Origin of the sequence: Streptomyces sp. P3, from assembly GCF_003032475.1 — a bacterium.
Classification (GTDB): Bacteria; Actinomycetota; Actinomycetes; order Streptomycetales; family Streptomycetaceae; genus Streptomyces.
On sequence record NZ_CP028369.1, the window covers coordinates 3,006,541 to 3,026,558 of the forward strand.

At 68.2% G+C, this 20,018-nt stretch carries 11 protein-coding genes, 3 rRNA genes and 1 pseudogene; 8 read left to right on the top strand and 7 right to left on the bottom strand.

What is annotated here, in order from left to right; genetic code table 11:
• Window positions 1–71 precede the first annotated feature (71 nt).
• The 3 genes from C6376_RS13550 (at window position 72) to C6376_RS13560 (ending at window position 3,650) form a co-directional block, all read left to right on the top strand.
• A complete protein-coding gene (locus tag C6376_RS13550) occupies window positions 72–1,052 on the top strand; it encodes a cation diffusion facilitator family transporter (protein ID WP_107443655.1) in 981 nt (326 codons plus the stop codon).
• A 398-nt stretch (window positions 1,053–1,450) separates the two neighbouring features.
• Window positions 1,451–2,908, top strand: a complete 1,458-nt coding sequence (gene ahcY / locus C6376_RS13555; protein ID WP_107443656.1) for an adenosylhomocysteinase — start codon at window positions 1,451–1,453, stop codon at window positions 2,906–2,908.
• 127 nt (window positions 2,909–3,035) lie between these two features.
• A complete protein-coding gene (locus tag C6376_RS13560) occupies window positions 3,036–3,650 on the top strand; it encodes a hypothetical protein (RefSeq protein WP_107443657.1) in 615 nt (204 codons plus the stop codon).
• A gap of 13 nt (window positions 3,651–3,663) precedes the next feature.
• Here the strand turns inward: C6376_RS13560 and C6376_RS13565 are convergent, their stop codons facing one another.
• A complete protein-coding gene (locus C6376_RS13565; protein WP_107448946.1) occupies window positions 3,664–4,575 on the bottom strand; it encodes an RDD family protein in 912 nt (303 codons plus the stop codon).
• Between the two features lie 130 nt (window positions 4,576–4,705).
• Here C6376_RS13565 and C6376_RS13570 point away from each other — a divergent pair, with 130 nt between their 5' ends.
• The 4 genes from C6376_RS13570 (at window position 4,706) to rrf (ending at window position 11,445) form a co-directional block, all read left to right on the top strand.
• Window positions 4,706–5,713, top strand: a complete 1,008-nt coding sequence (locus C6376_RS13570; RefSeq protein ID WP_107443658.1) for a stage II sporulation protein M — start codon at window positions 4,706–4,708, stop codon at window positions 5,711–5,713.
• A gap of 562 nt (window positions 5,714–6,275) precedes the next feature.
• Window positions 6,276–7,801, top strand: a 16S ribosomal RNA gene (locus tag C6376_RS13580).
• Between the two features lie 313 nt (window positions 7,802–8,114).
• Window positions 8,115–11,238, top strand: a 23S ribosomal RNA gene (locus tag C6376_RS13585).
• Window positions 11,239–11,328: 90 nt separating this feature from the next.
• Window positions 11,329–11,445 (top strand): 5S ribosomal RNA (gene rrf, locus C6376_RS13590).
• Together the 16S, 23S and 5S rRNA genes form the textbook arrangement of a ribosomal RNA operon.
• 103 nt (window positions 11,446–11,548) lie before the next feature.
• Here the strand turns inward: rrf and C6376_RS13595 are convergent.
• From C6376_RS13595 to C6376_RS13615, 5 genes are read right to left on the bottom strand one after another with little or no spacing between them, the layout of a single operon-like run.
• Window positions 11,549–12,859, bottom strand: coding sequence for a DUF58 domain-containing protein (locus C6376_RS13595; RefSeq protein ID WP_107443659.1), 1,311 nt, complete (start codon window positions 12,857–12,859; stop codon window positions 11,549–11,551).
• Window positions 12,859–13,848 carry a MoxR family ATPase gene (locus tag C6376_RS13600; protein ID WP_107443660.1) on the bottom strand — a complete coding sequence of 330 codons (990 nt, stop codon included), beginning with the start codon at window positions 13,846–13,848 and terminating at the stop codon, window positions 12,859–12,861. The genes C6376_RS13595 and C6376_RS13600 overlap by 1 nt, the downstream gene beginning before the upstream one ends.
• On the bottom strand, window positions 13,848–15,044 hold the full coding sequence (locus tag C6376_RS13605) for a DUF4350 domain-containing protein (RefSeq protein ID WP_107443661.1): 1,197 nt from the start codon (window positions 15,042–15,044) through the stop codon (window positions 13,848–13,850). Before C6376_RS13605 ends, C6376_RS13600 begins: the two co-directional genes overlap by 1 nt.
• Window positions 15,041–15,835: a DUF4129 domain-containing protein gene (locus C6376_RS13610; protein ID WP_107443662.1), complete on the bottom strand. Its 795-nt coding sequence runs from the start codon at window positions 15,833–15,835 to the stop codon at window positions 15,041–15,043. Before C6376_RS13610 ends, C6376_RS13605 begins: the two co-directional genes overlap by 4 nt.
• A 52-nt stretch (window positions 15,836–15,887) precedes the next feature.
• On the bottom strand, window positions 15,888–17,267 hold the full coding sequence (locus C6376_RS13615) for a glycerophosphoryl diester phosphodiesterase membrane domain-containing protein (protein ID WP_107443663.1): 1,380 nt from the start codon (window positions 17,265–17,267) through the stop codon (window positions 15,888–15,890).
• 140 nt (window positions 17,268–17,407) lie between these two features.
• Between C6376_RS13615 and mtnA the strand changes: the two are divergent.
• Window positions 17,408–18,529 (top strand): annotated as a pseudogene (gene mtnA, locus C6376_RS13620) (S-methyl-5-thioribose-1-phosphate isomerase); the annotation flags it as partial.
• A gap of 183 nt (window positions 18,530–18,712) precedes the next feature.
• On the opposite strand, the gene C6376_RS13630 reads toward mtnA, so the two are convergent.
• Complete coding sequence (locus C6376_RS13630; RefSeq protein WP_107443664.1) at window positions 18,713–19,564, bottom strand: GNAT family N-acetyltransferase; 852 nt, start codon at window positions 19,562–19,564, stop codon at window positions 18,713–18,715.
• Window positions 19,565–20,018 lie beyond the last annotated feature (454 nt).

Sequence of the window (20,018 nt, forward strand, 5' to 3'; positions counted from 1 at the left end):
GGACGGGCAAAGCCGCAACGGGCCGCGCCCAGCACGGCGTACGCACGAAGGCGAAGGGACAACGCGAACACATGAGCGCGTCAGGCGGCACCAGGGCGATCGTGGCGGCACTCGGAGCCAACCTCGCGATCGCGGCATCGAAGTTCGTGGCGTTCGCGTTCAGCGGCTCGTCGTCGATGCTCGCCGAAGGCGTGCACTCGCTCGCCGACTCCGGCAACCAGGCACTCCTCCTCATCGGAGGCAGGAAGGCCCAGCGTGAAGCCACCCCGCAACACCCCTTCGGCTACGGCCGCGAACGCTACATCTACGCCTTCCTCGTCTCCATCGTCCTCTTCTCCGTCGGCGGCATGTTCGCCGTCTACGAGGGCTACGAGAAGATCCAGCACCCGCACGAGATCGAGCACTGGTACTGGCCCGTCGGAGTCCTCGTCTTCGCCATCATCGCCGAGGGCTTCTCCTTCCGTACCGCCATCAAGGAGTCCAACGAACTCCGCGGCAAGCTCTCCTGGTCACAGTTCATCCGACGCGCCAAGGCCCCCGAACTCCCCGTCGTCCTCCTCGAGGACTTCGGCGCCCTGATCGGCCTCGTCCTCGCCCTCGGCGGCGTCGGCGTCGCCCTGCTCACCGGCGACGGCATCTGGGACGGCATCGGCACCGTCTGCATCGGCGTCCTCCTCATCCTCATCGCCCTCGTCCTCGCCGCCGAGACCAAGTCCCTGCTGCTCGGCGAGTCCGCAGGTCTGGAGGACGTCCAGAAGATCGAGGCCGCGATCGTCGACGGCGACACCGTCACCGGCGTCATCCACATGCGCACCCTCCACCTCGGCCCCGAGGAACTCCTGGTCGCCGCCAAGATCGCCGTCGAGCACGACGACACCGCCACCCAGGTCGCCACCGCCATCAACGCCGCCGAGGCCCGCATCCGCGCCGCGGTCCCCATCGCCCGCGTCATCTACCTCGAGCCGGACATCTACAGCGAGGCCGAAGCCGCCAAGGGCCCGGACGCCGAAGCCACCCCGGGCGGCCCCAGTCTGCCCTCGGCCGAGCACTGAGCCCTCTGACACCATCCGACAGGACCCCCGGCACCACCGGCGGGTCCTGTCGCCGTTGCGCGCCCGCACCCTCGGCCCGGCCGGATCGCGTCGGCCCGACCGGCCCGATCGGCCCGACCGACGTGATCCGGCCGGATCCAGCCCGATCCGACGCCATCCGACCGGACGCGGACTGGGGCCGTCCCGCGCCCGCGGTGTAGCTTGGAACGGAGCCAGACGTCGCTGCTGATGGCGGTCGGGCGGTCCCCAGCGGACCGTCCGAGGGAGAGAGGGCCTCCGACGGACTGCGCTGCGCGCACCCGGGCATGCCTGTGTCCTTCTTCGGGCACCCCTGTGTCCACCGACGCGCAGACCAGCCGTACCCACACCTCGCCCCGACCCCCGAGGAGCAGCTCACCATGACGACTGTCGACAAGCGCCAGGACTTCAAGGTCGCCGACCTCTCCCTGGCCGTCTTCGGCCGCAAGGAGATCACCCTCGCCGAGCACGAGATGCCGGGCCTCATGGCGATCCGCAAGGAATACGCCGAAGCCCAGCCCCTCGCCGGCGCCCGCGTCACCGGCTCCCTGCACATGACCGTGCAGACCGCCGTCCTCATCGAGACCCTGGTCGCGCTCGGCGCCCAGGTCCGCTGGGCCTCCTGCAACATCTTCTCCACCCAGGACCACGCGGCCGCCGCCATCGCCGTCGGCCCGAACGGCACGCCCGACAGCCCCCAGGGCGTCCCGGTCTTCGCCTGGAAGGGCGAGACCCTGGAGGAGTACTGGTGGTGCACCGAGCAGGCCCTGACCTGGCCGGACAGCCCCACCGGCGGCCCGAACATGATCCTCGACGACGGCGGCGACGCCACCCTCCTCGTCCACAAGGGCGTCGAGTACGAGAAGGACGGCAAGGTCCCCGCCGTCGACACCGCCGAGAACGACGAACACCGCGTCATCCTCGAACTCCTCAACCGCACCATCAGCGACGGCTCCCAGAAGTGGACCCAGCTCGCCTCCGAGATCCGCGGTGTCACCGAGGAGACCACCACCGGCGTCCACCGCCTGTACGAGATGCAGCGCGACGGCGACCTGCTGTTCCCGGCGATCAACGTCAACGACGCCGTGACCAAGTCGAAGTTCGACAACAAGTACGGCTGCCGGCACTCCCTGATCGACGGCATCAACCGTGCCACCGACGTCCTCATCGGTGGCAAGACCGCCGTCGTCTGCGGCTACGGCGACGTCGGCAAGGGCTGCGCAGAGTCGCTGCGCGGCCAGGGCGCCCGCGTCATCGTCACCGAGATCGACCCCATCTGCGCCCTGCAGGCCGCGATGGACGGCTACCAGGTCACGACCCTCGACGAGGTCGTCGACAAGGCCGACATCTTCATCACCACGACCGGCAACAAGGACATCATCATGGCCGCGGACATGGCCAAGATGAAGCACCAGGCCATCGTCGGCAACATCGGCCACTTCGACAACGAGATCGACATGGCCGGCCTCGCCAAGATCCCCGGCATCGTCAAGGACGAGGTCAAGCCCCAGGTCCACACCTGGACCTTCCCCGACGGCAAGGTGATCATCGTCCTGTCCGAGGGCCGCCTGCTGAACCTGGGCAACGCCACCGGCCACCCGTCCTTCGTGATGTCCAACTCCTTCGCGGACCAGACCCTGGCCCAGATCGAGCTGTTCACCAAGCCCGACGAGTACCCGATCGGCGTCTACACGCTGCCCAAGCACCTCGACGAAAAGGTCGCCCGCCTTCACCTCGACTCGCTCGGCGTCAAGCTGACCACGCTCCGCCCCGAGCAGGCGTCGTACATCGGCGTCCAGGTCGACGGCCCCTACAAGTCGGACCACTACCGCTACTGAGCCCGTAGCCCGGTCCACAGCGCCACAGAGGCAGGCCCCCGCACCCCCGTGCCGGGGGCCTGCCCCTCCGCCCCCAGGACCGGACCGCCGCGGCGCCCCGACCACCCCGCAACACCCCAGGACCCCCATGCCCCGCGGCCGGTATTCGCTCCACGACCCGCACGACCACACCCCCCTCGCACACGAGCACTTCCAATGCGCGCCCGGCCCCTCCGGCTGGCGCTACGTGTCCCGGCTGACCACCCCCACCGGCGATCACACCGGCAGCGTCGACCTCACCCTCGACGACCTCGGACGCCCCCTGCGCCTCGAACTGCACGCGAGCGACTGGCAGGTACGCGGCGCCGCCCTGGACGGCGTCACCTGGGTCCGCACCGACCCCACCGGAGCCCAGGCAACAGAAGGCAACGTCGCAGCCCACGCCTTCACCGGCGCCTCCCCCGCCTTCCTCGTCGCGACCAGCCGACTCCTACGCCTCACCCCCGCCTCCGCGGCAACCCGCGTACGCCTCGTCGCCTTCACCGACCCGGTCCTCGCCCCTCGCACCGTGGACCAGTCCTGGTCCCTGCTGAAGAGCGAAGCACACGCCACTGACAACGGCCCCCTGACCGTGGACGAATACCAGGTCACCGCCCTGGACACCGGCGAACAGCACACCGTGCACCTCGCCGGTGACGTCGTCCTGGCCGCCCCCGGCATCGAGCTCGAAGACCTCGAGACACCCCCCTCGGCCTTCGACTGACCCGCACCCCGGCCTACGCCGGCGGCACGAACCCCGTGCCCGGCCCCGCGGACCCGTCGACAGCCCGCTCCTCCGACGAAACCCCGGCCGCCACGACCGGCGGAACAGGCGGGACCCACGGAACCGGCGGACTGTACGCCGCACCGCCCGCGCCCACCACCGGCGCCGCCACCGGACCGCCCCCGAACGCCCGCCGCGCCTCCCGGACCTGCCGCTCCTGCACGACCGCCGCCAGATACGCGGCCGGCGGCACCCCCTGCGGCACCGGAACCCCCGTGAACGCCGCGAGCTCACCGGCCAGCCGCACCGCCATCGCCCAGCCGACCTGCGGGTCCAGCTGGCCCGTCCGCCCCAGGTACTGCCGGACCGCCAGCCACAGCCCGTCCGGCACGGCCGACAGATCGAGTCCCTGGAACCGACCCGCCAGCCAGGGCGGAGGCGGCGGCACGAAACCGGACCGCGCCGCGGGCACCCGCTCCCGCACCACCAACGTCCCGGCGAAGACGTCACCGAGCCGCCGCCCCCGTGCCGACACGAGCGAAGCGATACAGGCCACCACCCCCAGCGTCAGCAGAATCTCCACCACCCCGATCGCACCCCGCACCAACGCGTGCCGGAACCGGATCGGCCCGCCGTCGTCCCGCACCACCCGCAGACCACAGGCGAGCTTCCCGAGCGACCGCCCATGACTGAGCGTCTCCACCGCTATCGGCCCGCCCACCAGCACCAGCAGGAACGCGGCGATCGACAGAGCGATCTGCGCCGCTTCGTCCAAAGACGCCGTCGTCACCACCACCACCACGCTCACGACGAGATAGGCCGTGAACGCCACCACGAGGTCCAGCAACGTGGCCAACCCCCGGCTGGGCAGCCTGGCGGGCCGCAGCTCCAGCGCCACCGCCTCACCCGTCACCAGCTCACTCACGTCCGACATCCCTTCCCTGGCCTGCCCCGAGAACCGCCAGTCTGCCAAGCTGAGGGCACTTCGCGCCGCAGTACGACAAGCTGACATCCACCGCCGGCCGCCGACGAACAGCCGAGGAGCAGGCACACCGATGGACCTCGACGTCTTCGTCTCCGCCCACCGAGCCGAATGGGACCGCCTCGACGCCCTCCTGCGCCGCCGACGCACCCTCACCGGCGCCGAGACCGACGAACTCGTCACCCTCTACCAGCGCACCGCCACCCACCTCTCCCTCATCCAGTCCAGCGCCCCCGACCCCCAGCTCACCGGACGGCTCACCCAACTCGTGGCACGCGCGCGCAGCACGGTGACCGGCGCCCGCCGCGCCTCGTGGCGCGACGTGACGCGCTTCCTCACCCAGGGATTCCCCGCCGCGGTCTACAGGTCACGCCACTGGTGGGTCCCCACCGCGCTGCTCTCCACCGCTGTCGCCGCCCTCCTGGGCTGGTGGATCGGCACCCATCCGGAAGTGCAGGCATCCATAGCCGCCCCGGACGAACTGCGCGACCTCACCCGGCCGGGCGGCCTCTACGAGACGTACTACTCGAGTCACCAGGCCGCGGCGTTCGCCGCGCAGGTCTGGACGAACAACGCCCAGGCCGCCGCCCTGTGTCTGGTCCTCGGTGTCTTCCTCGGCCTGCCGGTCCTCTGGATCCTCTTCCAGAACATGCTCAATCTCGGCATCGGAGCCGGCCTGATGTCCTCGGCGGGCCGGCTCGACACCTTCCTCGGTCTCGTCCTCCCGCACGGTCTCCTGGAGCTGACGGCGGTCTTCGTGGCGGCCGGCACCGGACTCCGGCTGGGCTGGACCGTCATCGACCCAGGTCCCCGCACCCGGCGCACCGCTCTGGCCGAAGAGGGCCGCGCCGCGGTCGGCATGGCGATGGGACTCGCCCTGGTCCTGTTCGTCTCCGGCGCCATCGAAGGCTTCGTCACGCCCTCCGGCCTGCCCACCTGGGCCCGCCTCGCCATCGGCATCGCAGCCGAACTGGCCTTCCTGGCCTACGTCTACGTCCTCGGCGGCAGGGCCGCCCGGGCCGGCGACACGGGTGACGTCGAGGCGGCCGAGCGCAGCGCGACAGTGCCGACAGCCGCCTGATGTGCGACCGCCCCCGATGAACTGCTAGTCTCCTCTTCGCCTCGCAAACGCCGTTGACACGGAGTGCGTGAGGAGGTAGATTCGAACAGTTGCCTGGAACTGGACAGAGTCCGGTCGGCAAGAGTTAGTATCTGTCAGCCTCGTGAATCTCTGATTCCACAGAGGCCCCCGACAAGTCGGAAATCGAATGGCCGGTCAGACCGCCCTGAAACTTCTGATAAAGTCGGAACCGCCGGAAAGGGAAACCGCGAGATAAGCGGGAAACCTGGAAAGCGCCGAGGAAATCGGATCGGGAAACGGTCTGATAGAGTCGGAAACGCAAGACCGAAGGGAAACTGCCCGGAGGAAAGCCCGAGAGGGTGAGTACGAAGGAAGCGTCCGTTCCTTGAGAACTCAACAGCGTGCCAAAAATCAACGCCAGATATGTTGATACCCCGTCCCCGGCAGTGATAGCCGAGGATGAGGTTCCTTTGAAACAAACACAGCGAGGACGTTGTGAACGCCGGGCTTATTCCGCTCGACGTTCCGCTCTCGTGTGTGCGATCCCGATTACGGGAAAACATTCACGGAGAGTTTGATCCTGGCTCAGGACGAACGCTGGCGGCGTGCTTAACACATGCAAGTCGAACGATGAACCACTTCGGTGGGGATTAGTGGCGAACGGGTGAGTAACACGTGGGCAATCTGCCCTTCACTCTGGGACAAGCCCTGGAAACGGGGTCTAATACCGGATACCACTCCCGCAGGCATCTGTGGGGGTTGAAAGCTCCGGCGGTGAAGGATGAGCCCGCGGCCTATCAGCTTGTTGGTGAGGTAATGGCTCACCAAGGCGACGACGGGTAGCCGGCCTGAGAGGGCGACCGGCCACACTGGGACTGAGACACGGCCCAGACTCCTACGGGAGGCAGCAGTGGGGAATATTGCACAATGGGCGAAAGCCTGATGCAGCGACGCCGCGTGAGGGATGACGGCCTTCGGGTTGTAAACCTCTTTCAGCAGGGAAGAAGCGAAAGTGACGGTACCTGCAGAAGAAGCGCCGGCTAACTACGTGCCAGCAGCCGCGGTAATACGTAGGGCGCAAGCGTTGTCCGGAATTATTGGGCGTAAAGAGCTCGTAGGCGGTCTGTCGCGTCGGATGTGAAAGCCCGGGGCTTAACCCCGGGTCTGCATTCGATACGGGCAGACTAGAGTGTGGTAGGGGAGATCGGAATTCCTGGTGTAGCGGTGAAATGCGCAGATATCAGGAGGAACACCGGTGGCGAAGGCGGATCTCTGGGCCATTACTGACGCTGAGGAGCGAAAGCGTGGGGAGCGAACAGGATTAGATACCCTGGTAGTCCACGCCGTAAACGGTGGGAACTAGGTGTTGGCGACATTCCACGTCGTCGGTGCCGCAGCTAACGCATTAAGTTCCCCGCCTGGGGAGTACGGCCGCAAGGCTAAAACTCAAAGGAATTGACGGGGGCCCGCACAAGCAGCGGAGCATGTGGCTTAATTCGACGCAACGCGAAGAACCTTACCAAGGCTTGACATACACCGGAAACGGCCAGAGATGGTCGCCCCCTTGTGGTCGGTGTACAGGTGGTGCATGGCTGTCGTCAGCTCGTGTCGTGAGATGTTGGGTTAAGTCCCGCAACGAGCGCAACCCTTGTTCTGTGTTGCCAGCATGCCCTTCGGGGTGATGGGGACTCACAGGAGACTGCCGGGGTCAACTCGGAGGAAGGTGGGGACGACGTCAAGTCATCATGCCCCTTATGTCTTGGGCTGCACACGTGCTACAATGGCCGGTACAAAGAGCTGCGAAACCGTGAGGTGGAGCGAATCTCAAAAAGCCGGTCTCAGTTCGGATTGGGGTCTGCAACTCGACCCCATGAAGTCGGAGTTGCTAGTAATCGCAGATCAGCATTGCTGCGGTGAATACGTTCCCGGGCCTTGTACACACCGCCCGTCACGTCACGAAAGTCGGTAACACCCGAAGCCGGTGGCCCAACCCCTTGTGGGAGGGAGCTGTCGAAGGTGGGACTGGCGATTGGGACGAAGTCGTAACAAGGTAGCCGTACCGGAAGGTGCGGCTGGATCACCTCCTTTCTAAGGAGCACTTCTAGGCAGCCGCAAGGTTGTCCAGAGGCCAGTTCATCGGCGAACGTCCGGTGCTGGTTGCTCATGGGTGGAACGTTGATTATTCGGCATTCTCAGTCATCTCGGGCTGCAAGTACTGCTCTTCGGAGCGTGGAAAGCTGATCACGAGTGGTGGGGGTGCCGGGCACGCTGTTGGGTGTCTGAGGGTGCGAGCGTTTTCGCTTGCCCTTCTGATGCCGGCCCCAGTGAACTCCAGCTCAGGTTGGGGGTGATGGGTGGCTGGTCGTTGTTTGAGAACTGCACAGTGGACGCGAGCATCTGTGGCCAAGTTTTTAAGGGCGCACGGTGGATGCCTTGGCACCAGGAACCGATGAAGGACGTGGGAGGCCACGATAGTCCCCGGGGAGCCGTCAACCAGGCTTTGATCCGGGGGTTTCCGAATGGGGAAACCCGGCAGTCGTCATGGGCTGTCACCCATACCTGAACACATAGGGTATGTGGAGGGAACGCGGGGAAGTGAAACATCTCAGTACCCGCAGGAAGAGAAAACAACCGTGATTCCGGGAGTAGTGGCGAGCGAAACCGGATGAGGCCAAACCGTATGCGTGTGAGACCCGGCAGGGGTTGCGCATTCGGGGTTGTGGGATCTCTCTTTCACAGTCTGCCGGCTGTGAGGCGAGTCAGAAACCGTTGATGTAGGCGAAGGACATGCGAAAGGTCCGGCGTAGAGGGTAAGACCCCCGTAGTCGAAACATCAACGGCTCGTTTGAGAGACACCCAAGTAGCACGGGGCCCGAGAAATCCCGTGTGAATCTGGCGGGACCACCCGCTAAGCCTAAATATTCCCTGGTGACCGATAGCGGATAGTACCGTGAGGGAATGGTGAAAAGTACCGCGGGAGCGGAGTGAAATAGTACCTGAAACCGTGTGCCTACAAGCCGTGGGAGCGTCGGACGTCAAGCTTGCTTGGCGTCTCGTGACTGCGTGCCTTTTGAAGAATGAGCCTGCGAGTTTGCGGTGTGTTGCGAGGTTAACCCGGGTGGGGTAGCCGTAGCGAAAGCGAGTCCGAACAGGGCGTTTCAGTAGCACGCTCAAGACCCGAAGCGGAGTGATCTAGCCATGGGCAGGTTGAAGCGGAGGTAAGACTTCGTGGAGGACCGAACCCACCAGGGTTGAAAACCTGGGGGATGACCTGTGGTTAGGGGTGAAAGGCCAATCAAACTCCGTGATAGCTGGTTCTCCCCGAAATGCATTTAGGTGCAGCGTCGTGTGTTTCTTGCCGGAGGTAGAGCACTGGATAGGCGATGGGCCCTACCGGGTTACTGACCTTAGCCAAACTCCGAATGCCGGTAAGTGAGAGCGCGGCAGTGAGACTGTGGGGGATAAGCTCCATGGTCGAGAGGGAAACAGCCCAGAGCATCGACTAAGGCCCCTAAGCGTACGCTAAGTGGGAAAGGATGTGGAGTCGCAGAGACAACCAGGAGGTTGGCTTAGAAGCAGCCACCCTTGAAAGAGTGCGTAATAGCTCACTGGTCTAGTGATTCCGCGCCGACAATGTAGCGGGGCTCAAGCGTACCGCCGAAGTCGTGTCATTGCGATATATACCCCCAACGGGGATCGTGATGGGTAGGGGAGCGTCGTGTGCCGGGTGAAGCAGCACCGGAAGGTAGTTGTGGACGGTTCACGAGTGAGAATGCAGGCATGAGTAGCGATTCACACGTGAGAAACGTGTGCGCCGATTGACTAAGGGTTCCTGGGTCAAGCTGATCTGCCCAGGGTAAGTCGGGACCTAAGGCGAGGCCGACAGGCGTAGTCGATGGATAACCGGTTGATATTCCGGTACCCGCTGTGAAGCGTCAAACATTGAACCAGGCGATGCTAAGTCCGTGAAGCCGTTCCGGACCCTTCGGGGAATGGAAAGTGGTGGAGCCGACGGACCAGACTTGCAGTAGGTGAGTGATGGGGTGACGCAGGAAGGTAGTCCATCCCGGGCGGTGGTTGTCCCGGGGTAAGGGTGTAGGACGGTGTGTAGGCAAATCCGCACACCACATAGTCTGAGACCTGATGCCGAGCCGATTGTGGCGAAGTGGATGATCCTATGCTGTCGAGAAAAGCCTCTAGCGAGTTTCATGGCGGCCCGTACCCTAAACCGACTCAGGTGGTCAGGTAGAGAATACCGAGGCGTTCGGGTGAACTATGGTTAAGGAACTCGGCAAAATGCCCCCGTAACTTCGGGAGAAGGGGGGCCACGCTTGGTGAGAGGACTTGCTCCTCGAGCTGGGGGTGGCCGCAGAGACCAGCGAGAAGCGACTGTTTACTAAAAACACAGGTCCGTGCGAAGCCGTAAGGCGATGTATACGGACTGACGCCTGCCCGGTGCTGGAACGTTAAGGGGACCGGTTAGTCACTCTTCGGGGTGGCGAAGCTGAGAACTTAAGCGCCAGTAAACGGCGGTGGTAACTATAACCATCCTAAGGTAGCGAAATTCCTTGTCGGGTAAGTTCCGACCTGCACGAATGGCGTAACGACTTCTCGACTGTCTCAACCATAGGCCCGGTGAAATTGCACTACGAGTAAAGATGCTCGTTTCGCGCAGCAGGACGGAAAGACCCCGGGACCTTTACTACAGTTTGATATTGGTGTTCGGTTCGGCTTGTGTAGGATAGCTGGGAGACTGTGAAGCTTGGACGCCAGTTCAGGTGGAGTCGTCGTTGAAATACCAGTCTGGTCGTGCTGGATGTCTAACCTGGGTCCGTGATCCGGATCAGGGACAGTGTCTGATGGGTAGTTTAACTGGGGCGGTTGTCTCCTAAAGAGTAACGGAGGCGCCCAAAGGTTCCCTCAGCCTGGTTGGCAATCAGGTGTTGAGTGTAAGTGCACAAGGGAGCTTGACTGTGAGACCGACGGGTCGAGCAGGGACGAAAGTCGGGACTAGTGATCCGGCGGTGGCTTGTGGAAGCGCCGTCGCTCAACGGATAAAAGGTACCCCGGGGATAACAGGCTGATCTTCCCCAAGAGTCCATATCGACGGGATGGTTTGGCACCTCGATGTCGGCTCGTCGCATCCTGGGGCTGGAGTCGGTCCCAAGGGTTGGGCTGTTCGCCCATTAAAGCGGTACGCGAGCTGGGTTTAGAACGTCGTGAGACAGTTCGGTCCCTATCCGCTGCGCGCGCAGGAATATTGAGAAGGGCTGTCCCTAGTACGAGAGGACCGGGACGGACGAACCTCTGGTGTGCCAGTTGTTCTGCCAAGGGCATGGCTGGTTGGCTACGTTCGGGAGGGATAACCGCTGAAAGCATCTAAGCGGGAAGCCTGCTTCGAGATGAGTATTCCCACCCACTTGATGGGGTAAGGCTCCCAGTAGACGACTGGGTTGATAGGCCGGATGTGGAAGCCCAGTAATGGGTGAAGCTGACTGGTACTAATAGGCCGAGGGCTTGTCCTCAGTTGCTCGCGTCCACTGTGTTGGTTCTGAAACCACGAACAGCCCCATGCCATGGTCACGGTGTGGTGCGGCTGAACAGTTTCATAGTGTTTCGGTGGTCATAGCGTGAGGGAAACGCCCGGTTACATTCCGAACCCGGAAGCTAAGCCTTACAGCGCCGATGGTACTGCAGGGGGGACCCTGTGGGAGAGTAGGACACCGCCGAACAATCATTGCGTAAACCCCCGTGCCATTCGGCACGGGGGTTTTCTGCGTTTCTGAGTATTCAAAGTTCTTTGCCGGGCCCTCCCATCGGAGGGCCCGTTTTGCGTTAGAGGCGTCCAGCTGCTTTCAGGGCGAGGTAGGCGTCCGCGAGTGCCGGGGCGAGTTCATCCGGTGTGGCGTCGACGACGGTGACGCCGCGCCGGCGGAGCTGCTCGGCCATACGGTGCCGTTCGGTCTGCGCCTGGGCGGCGGCTGCTGCCTCGTACACCGCGTCGGCGTCACCGCGGGAGGCGGCCATGCGGGCGATGTGCGGATCGGCCACCGACGCGACGAGGACCGTGTGGCGTCGGATGAGTTGCGCCAGGACGGGCAGCAGGCCCTCCTCGACCGGCGCGGTGTCCAGTGTCGTCAGCAGAACGATGAGGGAACGACGGGGGGCTGTGCGCAGGGCCGCGGCGGCGAGGCCGCGGGCGTTCGTTTCGACGAGTTCGGGCTCAAGGGTGGCCATGGCGTTGACCAGGGAGGGGAGGACGTCGCGTGCGGTCCGGCCCTGGACGAGTGCGCGCATGCTGCGGTCGTAGGCGAGAAGGTCGACGCGGTCGCCGGCACGGGACGCCAGAGCGGCGAGGAGAAGCGCCGCGTCCATGGAGGCGTCGAGGCGGGGGGCGTCGTCGACACGGCCTGCGGAGGTGCGGCCGGTGTCGAGGACCAGGAGGACGTGCCGGTCGCGTTCGGGACGCCAGGTGCGGACCGCGACCGTGGAGTGGCGGGCCGTGGCACGCCAGTCGATGGAGCGGGTGTCGTCGCCGGGAACGTACTCGCGCAGGCTGTCGAACTCGGTGCCCTCACCGCGGGTCAGGACGCTGGTACGGCCGTCGAGTTCGCGTAGGCGGGACAGTTTCGACGGCAGGTGCTTACGGCTGGTGAACGGAGGGAGGACGCGTACGGTCCAGGGGACCTGGTGGGCTCCCTGGCGTGCGAAGAGGCCGAGAGGGCCGTAGGAGCGGATGGTGACGCGGTCGGCGTGATGATCGCCCCGCCGGGTGGGGCGCAGACGGGTCGTGACGCGGCGGCGTTCGCCGGGCGGGACCGTCAGGCGGTGACGAGAGGCTTCGACCTCCGTGCCCGGCTGCCAGCCGCTGGGAGGCCAGGCGTCGCGCAGGTGCGCGCGCAGGGGGCGGCGGGACGGGTTGGTGACGGTGAGGGTGACGTCCGCGGGGTCGCCGAGGCGGGCGGTGGTGTCGCCGGAGCGGGTCAGACCGAGTCGACGCACGGGGGCGGCCAGCACGAAGTCGCAGGCGCAGGCCAGGGCCAGCGGCGCGTTGACGGCCAGGATGCCCGCCCATCCGGGGCCCCAGATGCCGACGGGGAGAGAGCCGAGGGCCGCGAGGAGCGCGGTGCGTCCGGTGAGTGCCATCAGCGGGGGACAGGGACGTGGGCGAGGATCGCGTTGATGACGGAGTCGGCGGTGACGCCTTCCATTTCGGCCTCCGGGCGGAGTTGGACGCGGTGGCGGAGAGTGGGCAGGGCGAGGGCTTTGACGTCGTCGGGGATGACGTAGTCGCGGCCGGTGAGCCAGGCCCACGCGCGCGAGGTGGCCAGGAGGGCGGTCGCGCCCCGCGGGGAGACGCCGAGGGTGAGGGAGGGCGATTCACGGGTGGCGCGGCAGATGTCGACCACGTAGGCGGTGATCTCCGGGGAGATCGCGGTTTTGGCGACGGCGGCGCGTGCCGCCTCGAGGTCGGCGGGCCCGGCGACGGGGCGTACGCCCGCGGCGCGCAGGTCGCGGGGGTTGAAGCCTTCGGCGTGGCGGGTGAGGACGTCGATCTCGTCCTGGCGGGAGGGGAGCGGGATCGTCAGTTTGAGGAGGAAGCGGTCCAGCTGGGCTTCCGGGAGGGGGTAGGTGCCCTCGTACTCGACGGGGTTCTGTGTCGCGGCGACGAGGAAGGGGTCGGGGAGGGGCCGGGGGGTGCCGTCGACGGTGACCTGCCGTTCCTCCATCGCCTCGAGGAGGGACGACTGGGTCTTGGGCGGGGTGCGGTTGATCTCGTCGGCGAGGAGGAGGTTGGTGAAGACCGGGCCTGGCTGGAAGGAGAACTCTGCGGTGCGGGCGTCGTAGACCAGGGAGCCGGTGATGTCGCTCGGCATGAGGTCGGGGGTGAACTGGACGCGTTTGGTGTCGAGTTCGAGTGCGGAGGCGAGGGCGCGGACGAGCAACGTTTTGGCCACTCCGGGGACTCCTTCAAGGAGAACGTGTCCGCGGCAGAGCAGAGCGACGACGAGGCCGGTCACGGCGGGGTCCTGGCCGACCACGGCCTTGGAGATCTCGGCGCGCAGGGCTTCCAGGGAGGCGCGGGCGCGGCCCTGGTCCCCGGTGGCCCCGGCGTTGTCGGTGGTCGGGTCCATCATGGACGGCGTACCTCTCTTTCGAGGGCGTCGAGTTGGTCGGCGAGGGAGATCAGGGCCGCGTCGTCGCCGGGCGGCGGGCCGAAGAGGAGCGAGTGCAGGGCCTGGCCGTTGCCGTGCAGGTGGGCGGTCAGGGCCGGGACGAGGGCCTCGGGCGTGTGCGCCTGAGGGACGGGGACACCGAGGAGAGGGGCGAGGCGGGTGCGGGTGGTGGAGCGGAGAGCCGCGGCCGCGCGGTCTCGGGCGTCGGCCTTGCGGTAGAGGCGGGCGCGGCCTTCGACGGTCTCGGAGGCGCGGATCGACACGGGGAGTTTCTCGGCGACGAGAGGGCCGAGCCGGCGTGCCCGCCACAGGGCGGCGAGTCCTGCCGCGACGAAGAGTTGCAGGGTGCCCCAGAGCCAGCCGGAGGGGAGCAGGTCGACGAAGGATTTCTCGTCGTCCGGGTCGGTGGCGGTGGCGTCGGCGAGAGAGGGGAGGTACCAGACGAGATGCTTGCGGGAGCCGAGGAGCTGGAGCGCGAGCGAGGCGTTGCCCTGCTGGTCGAGGCGGTTGTTGTAGAGGATGTCCGGTGCGCCGAGCACGAGGGTGTCGCCGTCACCGGTGGTGTCGGGGAGGCGCAGCAGGGTGGCCAGACGCTCGCTGGGATAGCACTCTTCGGCGTCGGGTCGGTGGGTGGTGTAGCGGATGCCGCCGGTGTCGGCGGTGCCGGCGCGGCGCGCTGCGGGCAGGGTGCAGTCGGGGGAGAGCACGGAGTCGTGGCTGTTGGCCGGGTCGGCGGTCACGCCGGGGGCGAGGGTCCCCACGGACCAGCTGCCGGGCGCGACGAGGACGGTGCGGCCGCCGGAGCCCGCCGTCGCCGTGTGCAGCTCCTTTTGTTGACGCTCGGTCAGGAGGTCGGGGGCGGCGACCAGAAGAGTGGTGTCGGGGTCCGCCGCGGCGCGGGCGTCGGCCAGGTCGGTGACCACGCGGGTGGTCACGCCGCGGTCGGCGAGGAGTTCGGCGATCGCGCGGCTGCCGTAGGGGTCGGCGGAGCGCGGGTCGAGGGCGCCGTGGCGGGCGTCGGACTGCAGCGCGGCGAGCGTGATCGCCGCCGCCAGGAGCAGTGCGAAGGCGAGGACGGGTCCTCGGGCGCGGGTCCACAGCCGGAGGGCGGTGGGCGGGGCCGAGGTGGTGGGGAGCGTGGCCTCGGTCGTCATTCGGCGGCTCCCCGGCGGGCGGGGCGGGCCGTCTGGTGGGGGCTGTGGGCCGTCAGCTCGGGTTTCGCGCGCTCCAGGTCGACGTCGAGTGCGGCCATGCGGGTGTACGACTGCCGGGTCGCCCGGCGGCCGCCGTATGTCACGTCGTCGAAGTCGCCGGCGGCGGCGCGCAGCCGGTCGGTGTGGGCGGGCAGGCTGCGGCCGGCTTCGGCGGCGGCCTCGTCGGCCGTGCGGCCGGGGCGGGCGTCGAGAAGGGCGCGTTCCTCCAGGGCGCGGACGACAGCGCGCATGCGTTCCTGGAGGGCCTGGTTCCAGTGGCCCTGGGCGGCGTGTGCTTCGGCGGCCGCGCGGTGTTCGGCGGCGCTGCGGGGACGGTCGTCGAACAGGGCGGGCGTGGAGGTGGGGCGGCGGCCCGGGGTGCCCAGGCGCCACCACAGGGCCGCGACGACGGCGACGACGGCGAGGACGACGACCAGCAGGCCGAGCGTGCCGCCGGGGGTGGCGGTCGAGGCGGTGCCGAACAGGTCGCCGATCCAGTCCCAGAGGGTGTCCAGGGTGCGCTGGACCAGGCCGGGGTCGTTCTGGTGGTACAGGTCCTTGGACAGCTCGCGGCGGGCCGCCTCCCGCGCGGGGTCGCGGGGGACGGTCAGCGGCGGTTCGTCGCCCGAGCGGGCCAGGGACAGCGTCACGCCGTCGCCTGCCCGCAACAGGACCCGTACGGCCTTCTCGGCGGCGCGGCACAGGGCCGTCGGCGCCACGTCGGCGAGGCCGGCCAGTGCCCGTAGGGGCATGCCGTCCGTGTGCGGTACCGCTGTGAGAACTCCCCCCGTCGGTCTCACCGCATCAGCTCCCCGGGGTGGGGCCGGGGGCGAGGGAGCCGTAGTCCTGGAGGCCCGCGGCGCGGGCCAGGTCGAGGTCGAGGGCCTCGCGGCGGATGCGCTGGTCGATGTAGAGGAGCACGATGACTCCGGCCGCGATCGGGAAGGTGATCATGGATCCGATGACCGAGCCGATGCCGCTGATGACCAGGTAGGTCCAGCCGTAGTCGTTGCTCGCCTCGACCATGCCGCTGATGCCGCCGTCACTCAGCGCGGCCCCGAGAAGCGCGAAGGGCACGACGACGATCATCGCGATGATGTTCGCGATGAGCAGGGCGAGCAGTTGGATGCCGAAGACGCGCCACCAGGAGCCGCGGGTGAGTTTCGTGGAGCGGCCGAGGGCCTTCTTGATGCCCTGTTTCTCCAGCATCAGCGCGGGCGAGGCCAGGCAGAAGCGGATGAGCAGCCAGAGCACGAGGACGATCGAGACGAGGATGCCGAAGGCTTTCAGCGCGGCGCCTCCGTCGGTGTTGCCGGCGGCGCTCGCGAGGATGCCCGGCAACAGGCAGACGAGGACGATGCCGGCGGCGATCAGCATGAGCAGGAAGATCAGGCCGAACAGCCGGGGCAGTTGCGGGCGGGCGTCGCGCCATGCCTCTTTGAGGGTGACCGGTTTCCCGAGCACCGCGCGGCTGGTCACGGTGGTGAGCAGGGCGGTCGCCACGACGGTGCCGATGAGGCTGATGAGGAGCACGGGGCCGGAGGCGCGCATGGCGTCGCCCATGGCGTTGAGCTGCTCGTCGGCGGTTGCGCTCGGGTCGCCGAGGGCCGCGGTGTCCGTGGCGTCGTTCAGGATGAGGCCCTGCAGCAGGACGATGAACACCTCGGTGACGACGGCGACGGTCAGGGAGATGCCGAGGACCGTACGCCAGTGGGCGCGCATGGTGGCCACGGCGCCGTCGAGGATCTCTCCCACGCCGAGCGGGCGCAGCGGGATAACGCCGGGCTTGGCGGCCGGCGGCGGGCCTCCCCAGCCGGCGCCCCAGCCACCGGGAGGACCGTAACCGCCGTAACCTCCGGGGCCGCCGTAGCCGGCCGGGCCTCCGGGGTGTCCGCCGGGGCCCGCGGGCGGGTAGCCGCCCCAGTTCTGGGCGGGCGGCGGCGGAGGGGGCGGCGGGGGCTGGGCCGGGTTCTGGAGGCCTGCCGGCGCAGACCACTGGCCGGGAGGCGGCTGTTCCCTGGACCACTTCGTGCCGGGGCTCTGCGGGTTCGCGCTCGCGTCCGGCTGGTCCGCGGGCTGATCGCCGGCGGGCCGGGCCGTCGGCTCGGCGGGGTGGGACGCGCCGGGCTCCTGTCCGTCGGACGGGGCGGATCCGGGCGAGGCCCAGCCCGGAGTGTCTTTCATCGTCGCTCCTTCACGGTGCCCGTCCGCGGGCGCGGCGGCAGGTTGGGAGCCATCGTGCCATGGGGCGCTCACCGGGTGACCGGCCGCGGTACGGGCCGCACACCCTCAATGGTCCCTCGGAAAGGGGGCAGACTGACCTCATGGCTGATCAGTACGCGCAATCCGGCGAGGACAAGCGGCCGGCCGAGATACCTGCGATCCGTTGGGAGGAACTGCCGGAAGGACCCGTGCTGGTCCTTCTCGACCAGACGAGACTTCCCGCCGAAGAGGTCGAAACGGTGTGTACGGACGCGTCCGCGCTGGTGGAGGCGATCCGGTCGCTGGCCGTGCGCGGGGCGCCGTTGCTGGGGATCGCCGGGGCCTACGGCGTCGCGCTCGCCGCCGCCCGCGGCTTCGACGTGGACGAGGCCGCGAACGCGCTCGCCTCGGCCCGCCCCACCGCGGTGAACCTGTCCCTGGGCGTGCGCCGGGCTCGTGCCGCGTACCGGGCGGAGCTCGCCGGGGGCGGCGACCCGGCCCAGGGAGCGCGGGCAGCGCTGGAGGCCGCACGGCAACTGCATCAGCAGGACGCCGAGGCCAGCGCCCGGATGGCCGCGCACGGGCTGGCGCTGCTCGACGAACTGCTGCCCGGCGGCGGGCACCGGATCCTCACGCACTGCAACACCGGGGCACTGGTGTCGGGCGGCGAGGGGACGGCGTTCGCGGTGGCGCTCGCGGCGCACCGGGTGGGGCGGCTGCGCCGGCTGTGGGTGGACGAGACCCGTCCGCTGTTGCAGGGCGCCCGTCTCACCGCGTACGAGGCGGCACGCAACGGCATGGCCTACACCCTGCTGACGGACAACGCGGCGGGCTCGCTCTTCGCGGCGGGCGACGTGGACGCCGTGCTGATCGGGGCGGACCGCATCGCGGGGGACGGGTCGGTGGCGAACAAGGTGGGGAGTTATCCGCTCGCGGTCCTCGCCCGCTACCACCATGTGCCGTTCATCGTGGTGGCGCCGGTGACGACGGTCGATCCCAGGACGCCGGACGGGGCGTCGATCGAGGTGGAGCAGCGTCCGGGGTACGAGGTGACGGAGACCGCGGCACCGCAGGCGCCGGTGACGGGAGCGGGCGGGGGGATGCCGGTGGCGCCACTGGGGACGCAGGCGTACAACCCGGCCTTCGACGTGACGCCGCCCGAGCTGGTGACGGCGATCGTCACGGAGGAGGGCGTGATCTCGCCCGTGACGGCCGACGCGCTCGCCGAGCTGTGCGCCAAAGCCGGCAGGGGGACCGCCGAGGCCGGGGCCGAGGTCGGGGCCGAGGCCGAGGGTGGGGCCGAGGTCGGGGCCGAGGCCGAGGGTGGGGGCAGGGGGCCTGGGCTGTCCTGATCCGGCCGGTTCGACCTCGTCCGGCCGACCCGCCCGACGGTGCGCGGGTCGACGGCGTGGGTCGTGGCGGCAGGTCTACGAGCGGGCGGGCTGGCCGGCGATCAGGAGAGTGGTGCCGGCGGGGCGGAAACCCAGGCGGGCGTAGATGCGGGCGACGGACTCCTGCGCGTAGGCGAGGAACACCGTGTCGACGTCGTGCTCGCGGGCGTGGGCGGCCAGGGCCGCTGTCACGGCGGCGGCCAGGCCCTGCCGCCGGGCGGCGGGAAGGGTGCAGACGCCGCCGATCTCCGTCGCGCCCGTCGCCGGGTGGTAGTGGCCGACGGCCAGGGGGACGCCGTCCGGGGCGAGGGCGGCGAGGAGCGTTTTGTGTCCTGCCCGGAGCGTGGGGCGCACGGCGGCGACCGTGCCGTCCCCGGTCACCTCACGGGTCAGCCTGGACAGCTCCGCACGGTCCGCCGGGCCGGTGCCGGGCTGCTGGGCGAAGGCCAGGCGGGGCAGGGCGAGGGCGGCGGGCAGCGCGGGGTCGTCAGCGGTCAGCACCCGCAGGGTCACGCCGTCCGGGAACGGTGGGGCGGGGAGCGGACGGTGGGCCGGGAGCACCATGAGCGGGCGCTCCAGCACCGTGAGGCCGGGGGCCTCGACCAGGGCGCGCAGGGCCGGCGCGGCCTCGGCCAGCCACTCGAACGCCTCCGGCACACCGAGCTCCCGCTGACGGGCGCGCACCCGCGCGATGTCGTCGGCGCCGACCCGGGCCGCGCCCTGCCGGGTGGGCTGGGCATGGCCGGGACCGCCGTAGTACGGGGCGCCCGGCTCCTCGCGCACGAACAGGCGCAGCGGACCGAAGTCCTCGGCGGCGGCGAAAAGGAGAGGGACGGCCGCGTAGTACTCCTGGATGCGGTCGTGCAGCGGGTCGCTCATGCGACGCATCCCACCACTGGAGGACACCGCACCGCACCAAGATTTTTCTGATCTTCCTGATCGGCGAATCGGCGAAGACGACGACCCGGTCGGGATGAGGATGCGCTGTGGGCGGCGCTCGGCGAGGCGCTCGGCGGACAGTGACGTGAGGCCGAGGGCGGCGGCGAGGACGACGCCGGTCCGGACGGCGTTGTCTCGCGCACGACCTGGAGGCAGGCCCCTGCGGGTGGGAGCTGCGCCGATGAGTGCCGTCGAGGTGTCGGAGGCGCTGTCCGTTCCTCGCCCTCGGAGCCCGCATGCTCACGAGAGCGCCGGATGTGCTGTCCTTGAGCAGTGGCCGCGCGCCGTTTCGGCCGGGCCGCACGACATCGGTGCCGACACCGGTATCGGCGGACCGGGGCAGACAGTGACCGCCCCGTACGACTATCGTCACTGGCCGGTGAGCCTTCTCACCTGCGCCTCC

What these genes read in the sequence shown, in the direction of transcription:
- C6376_RS13550 (WP_107443655.1), top strand. Translation starts at nt 72, where the DNA reads ATGAGCGCGTCAGGCGGCACCAGGGCGATCGTGGCGGCACTCGGAGCC.
- ahcY (WP_107443656.1), top strand. Translation starts at nt 1,451, where the DNA reads ATGACGACTGTCGACAAGCGCCAGGACTTCAAGGTCGCCGACCTCTCC.
- C6376_RS13560 (WP_107443657.1), top strand. Translation starts at nt 3,036, where the DNA reads ATGCCCCGCGGCCGGTATTCGCTCCACGACCCGCACGACCACACCCCC.
- C6376_RS13570 (WP_107443658.1), top strand. Translation starts at nt 4,706, where the DNA reads ATGGACCTCGACGTCTTCGTCTCCGCCCACCGAGCCGAATGGGACCGC.
- C6376_RS13595 (WP_107443659.1), bottom strand. Translation starts at nt 12,859, where the DNA reads ATGGCACTCACCGGACGCACCGCGCTCCTCGCGGCCCTCGGCTCTCTC.
- C6376_RS13600 (WP_107443660.1), bottom strand. Translation starts at nt 13,848, where the DNA reads ATGGACCCGACCACCGACAACGCCGGGGCCACCGGGGACCAGGGCCGC.
- C6376_RS13605 (WP_107443661.1), bottom strand. Translation starts at nt 15,044, where the DNA reads ATGACGACCGAGGCCACGCTCCCCACCACCTCGGCCCCGCCCACCGCC.
- C6376_RS13610 (WP_107443662.1), bottom strand. Translation starts at nt 15,835, where the DNA reads ATGCCCCTACGGGCACTGGCCGGCCTCGCCGACGTGGCGCCGACGGCC.
- C6376_RS13615 (WP_107443663.1), bottom strand. Translation starts at nt 17,267, where the DNA reads ATGAAAGACACTCCGGGCTGGGCCTCGCCCGGATCCGCCCCGTCCGAC.
- C6376_RS13630 (WP_107443664.1), bottom strand. Translation starts at nt 19,564, where the DNA reads ATGCGTCGCATGAGCGACCCGCTGCACGACCGCATCCAGGAGTACTAC.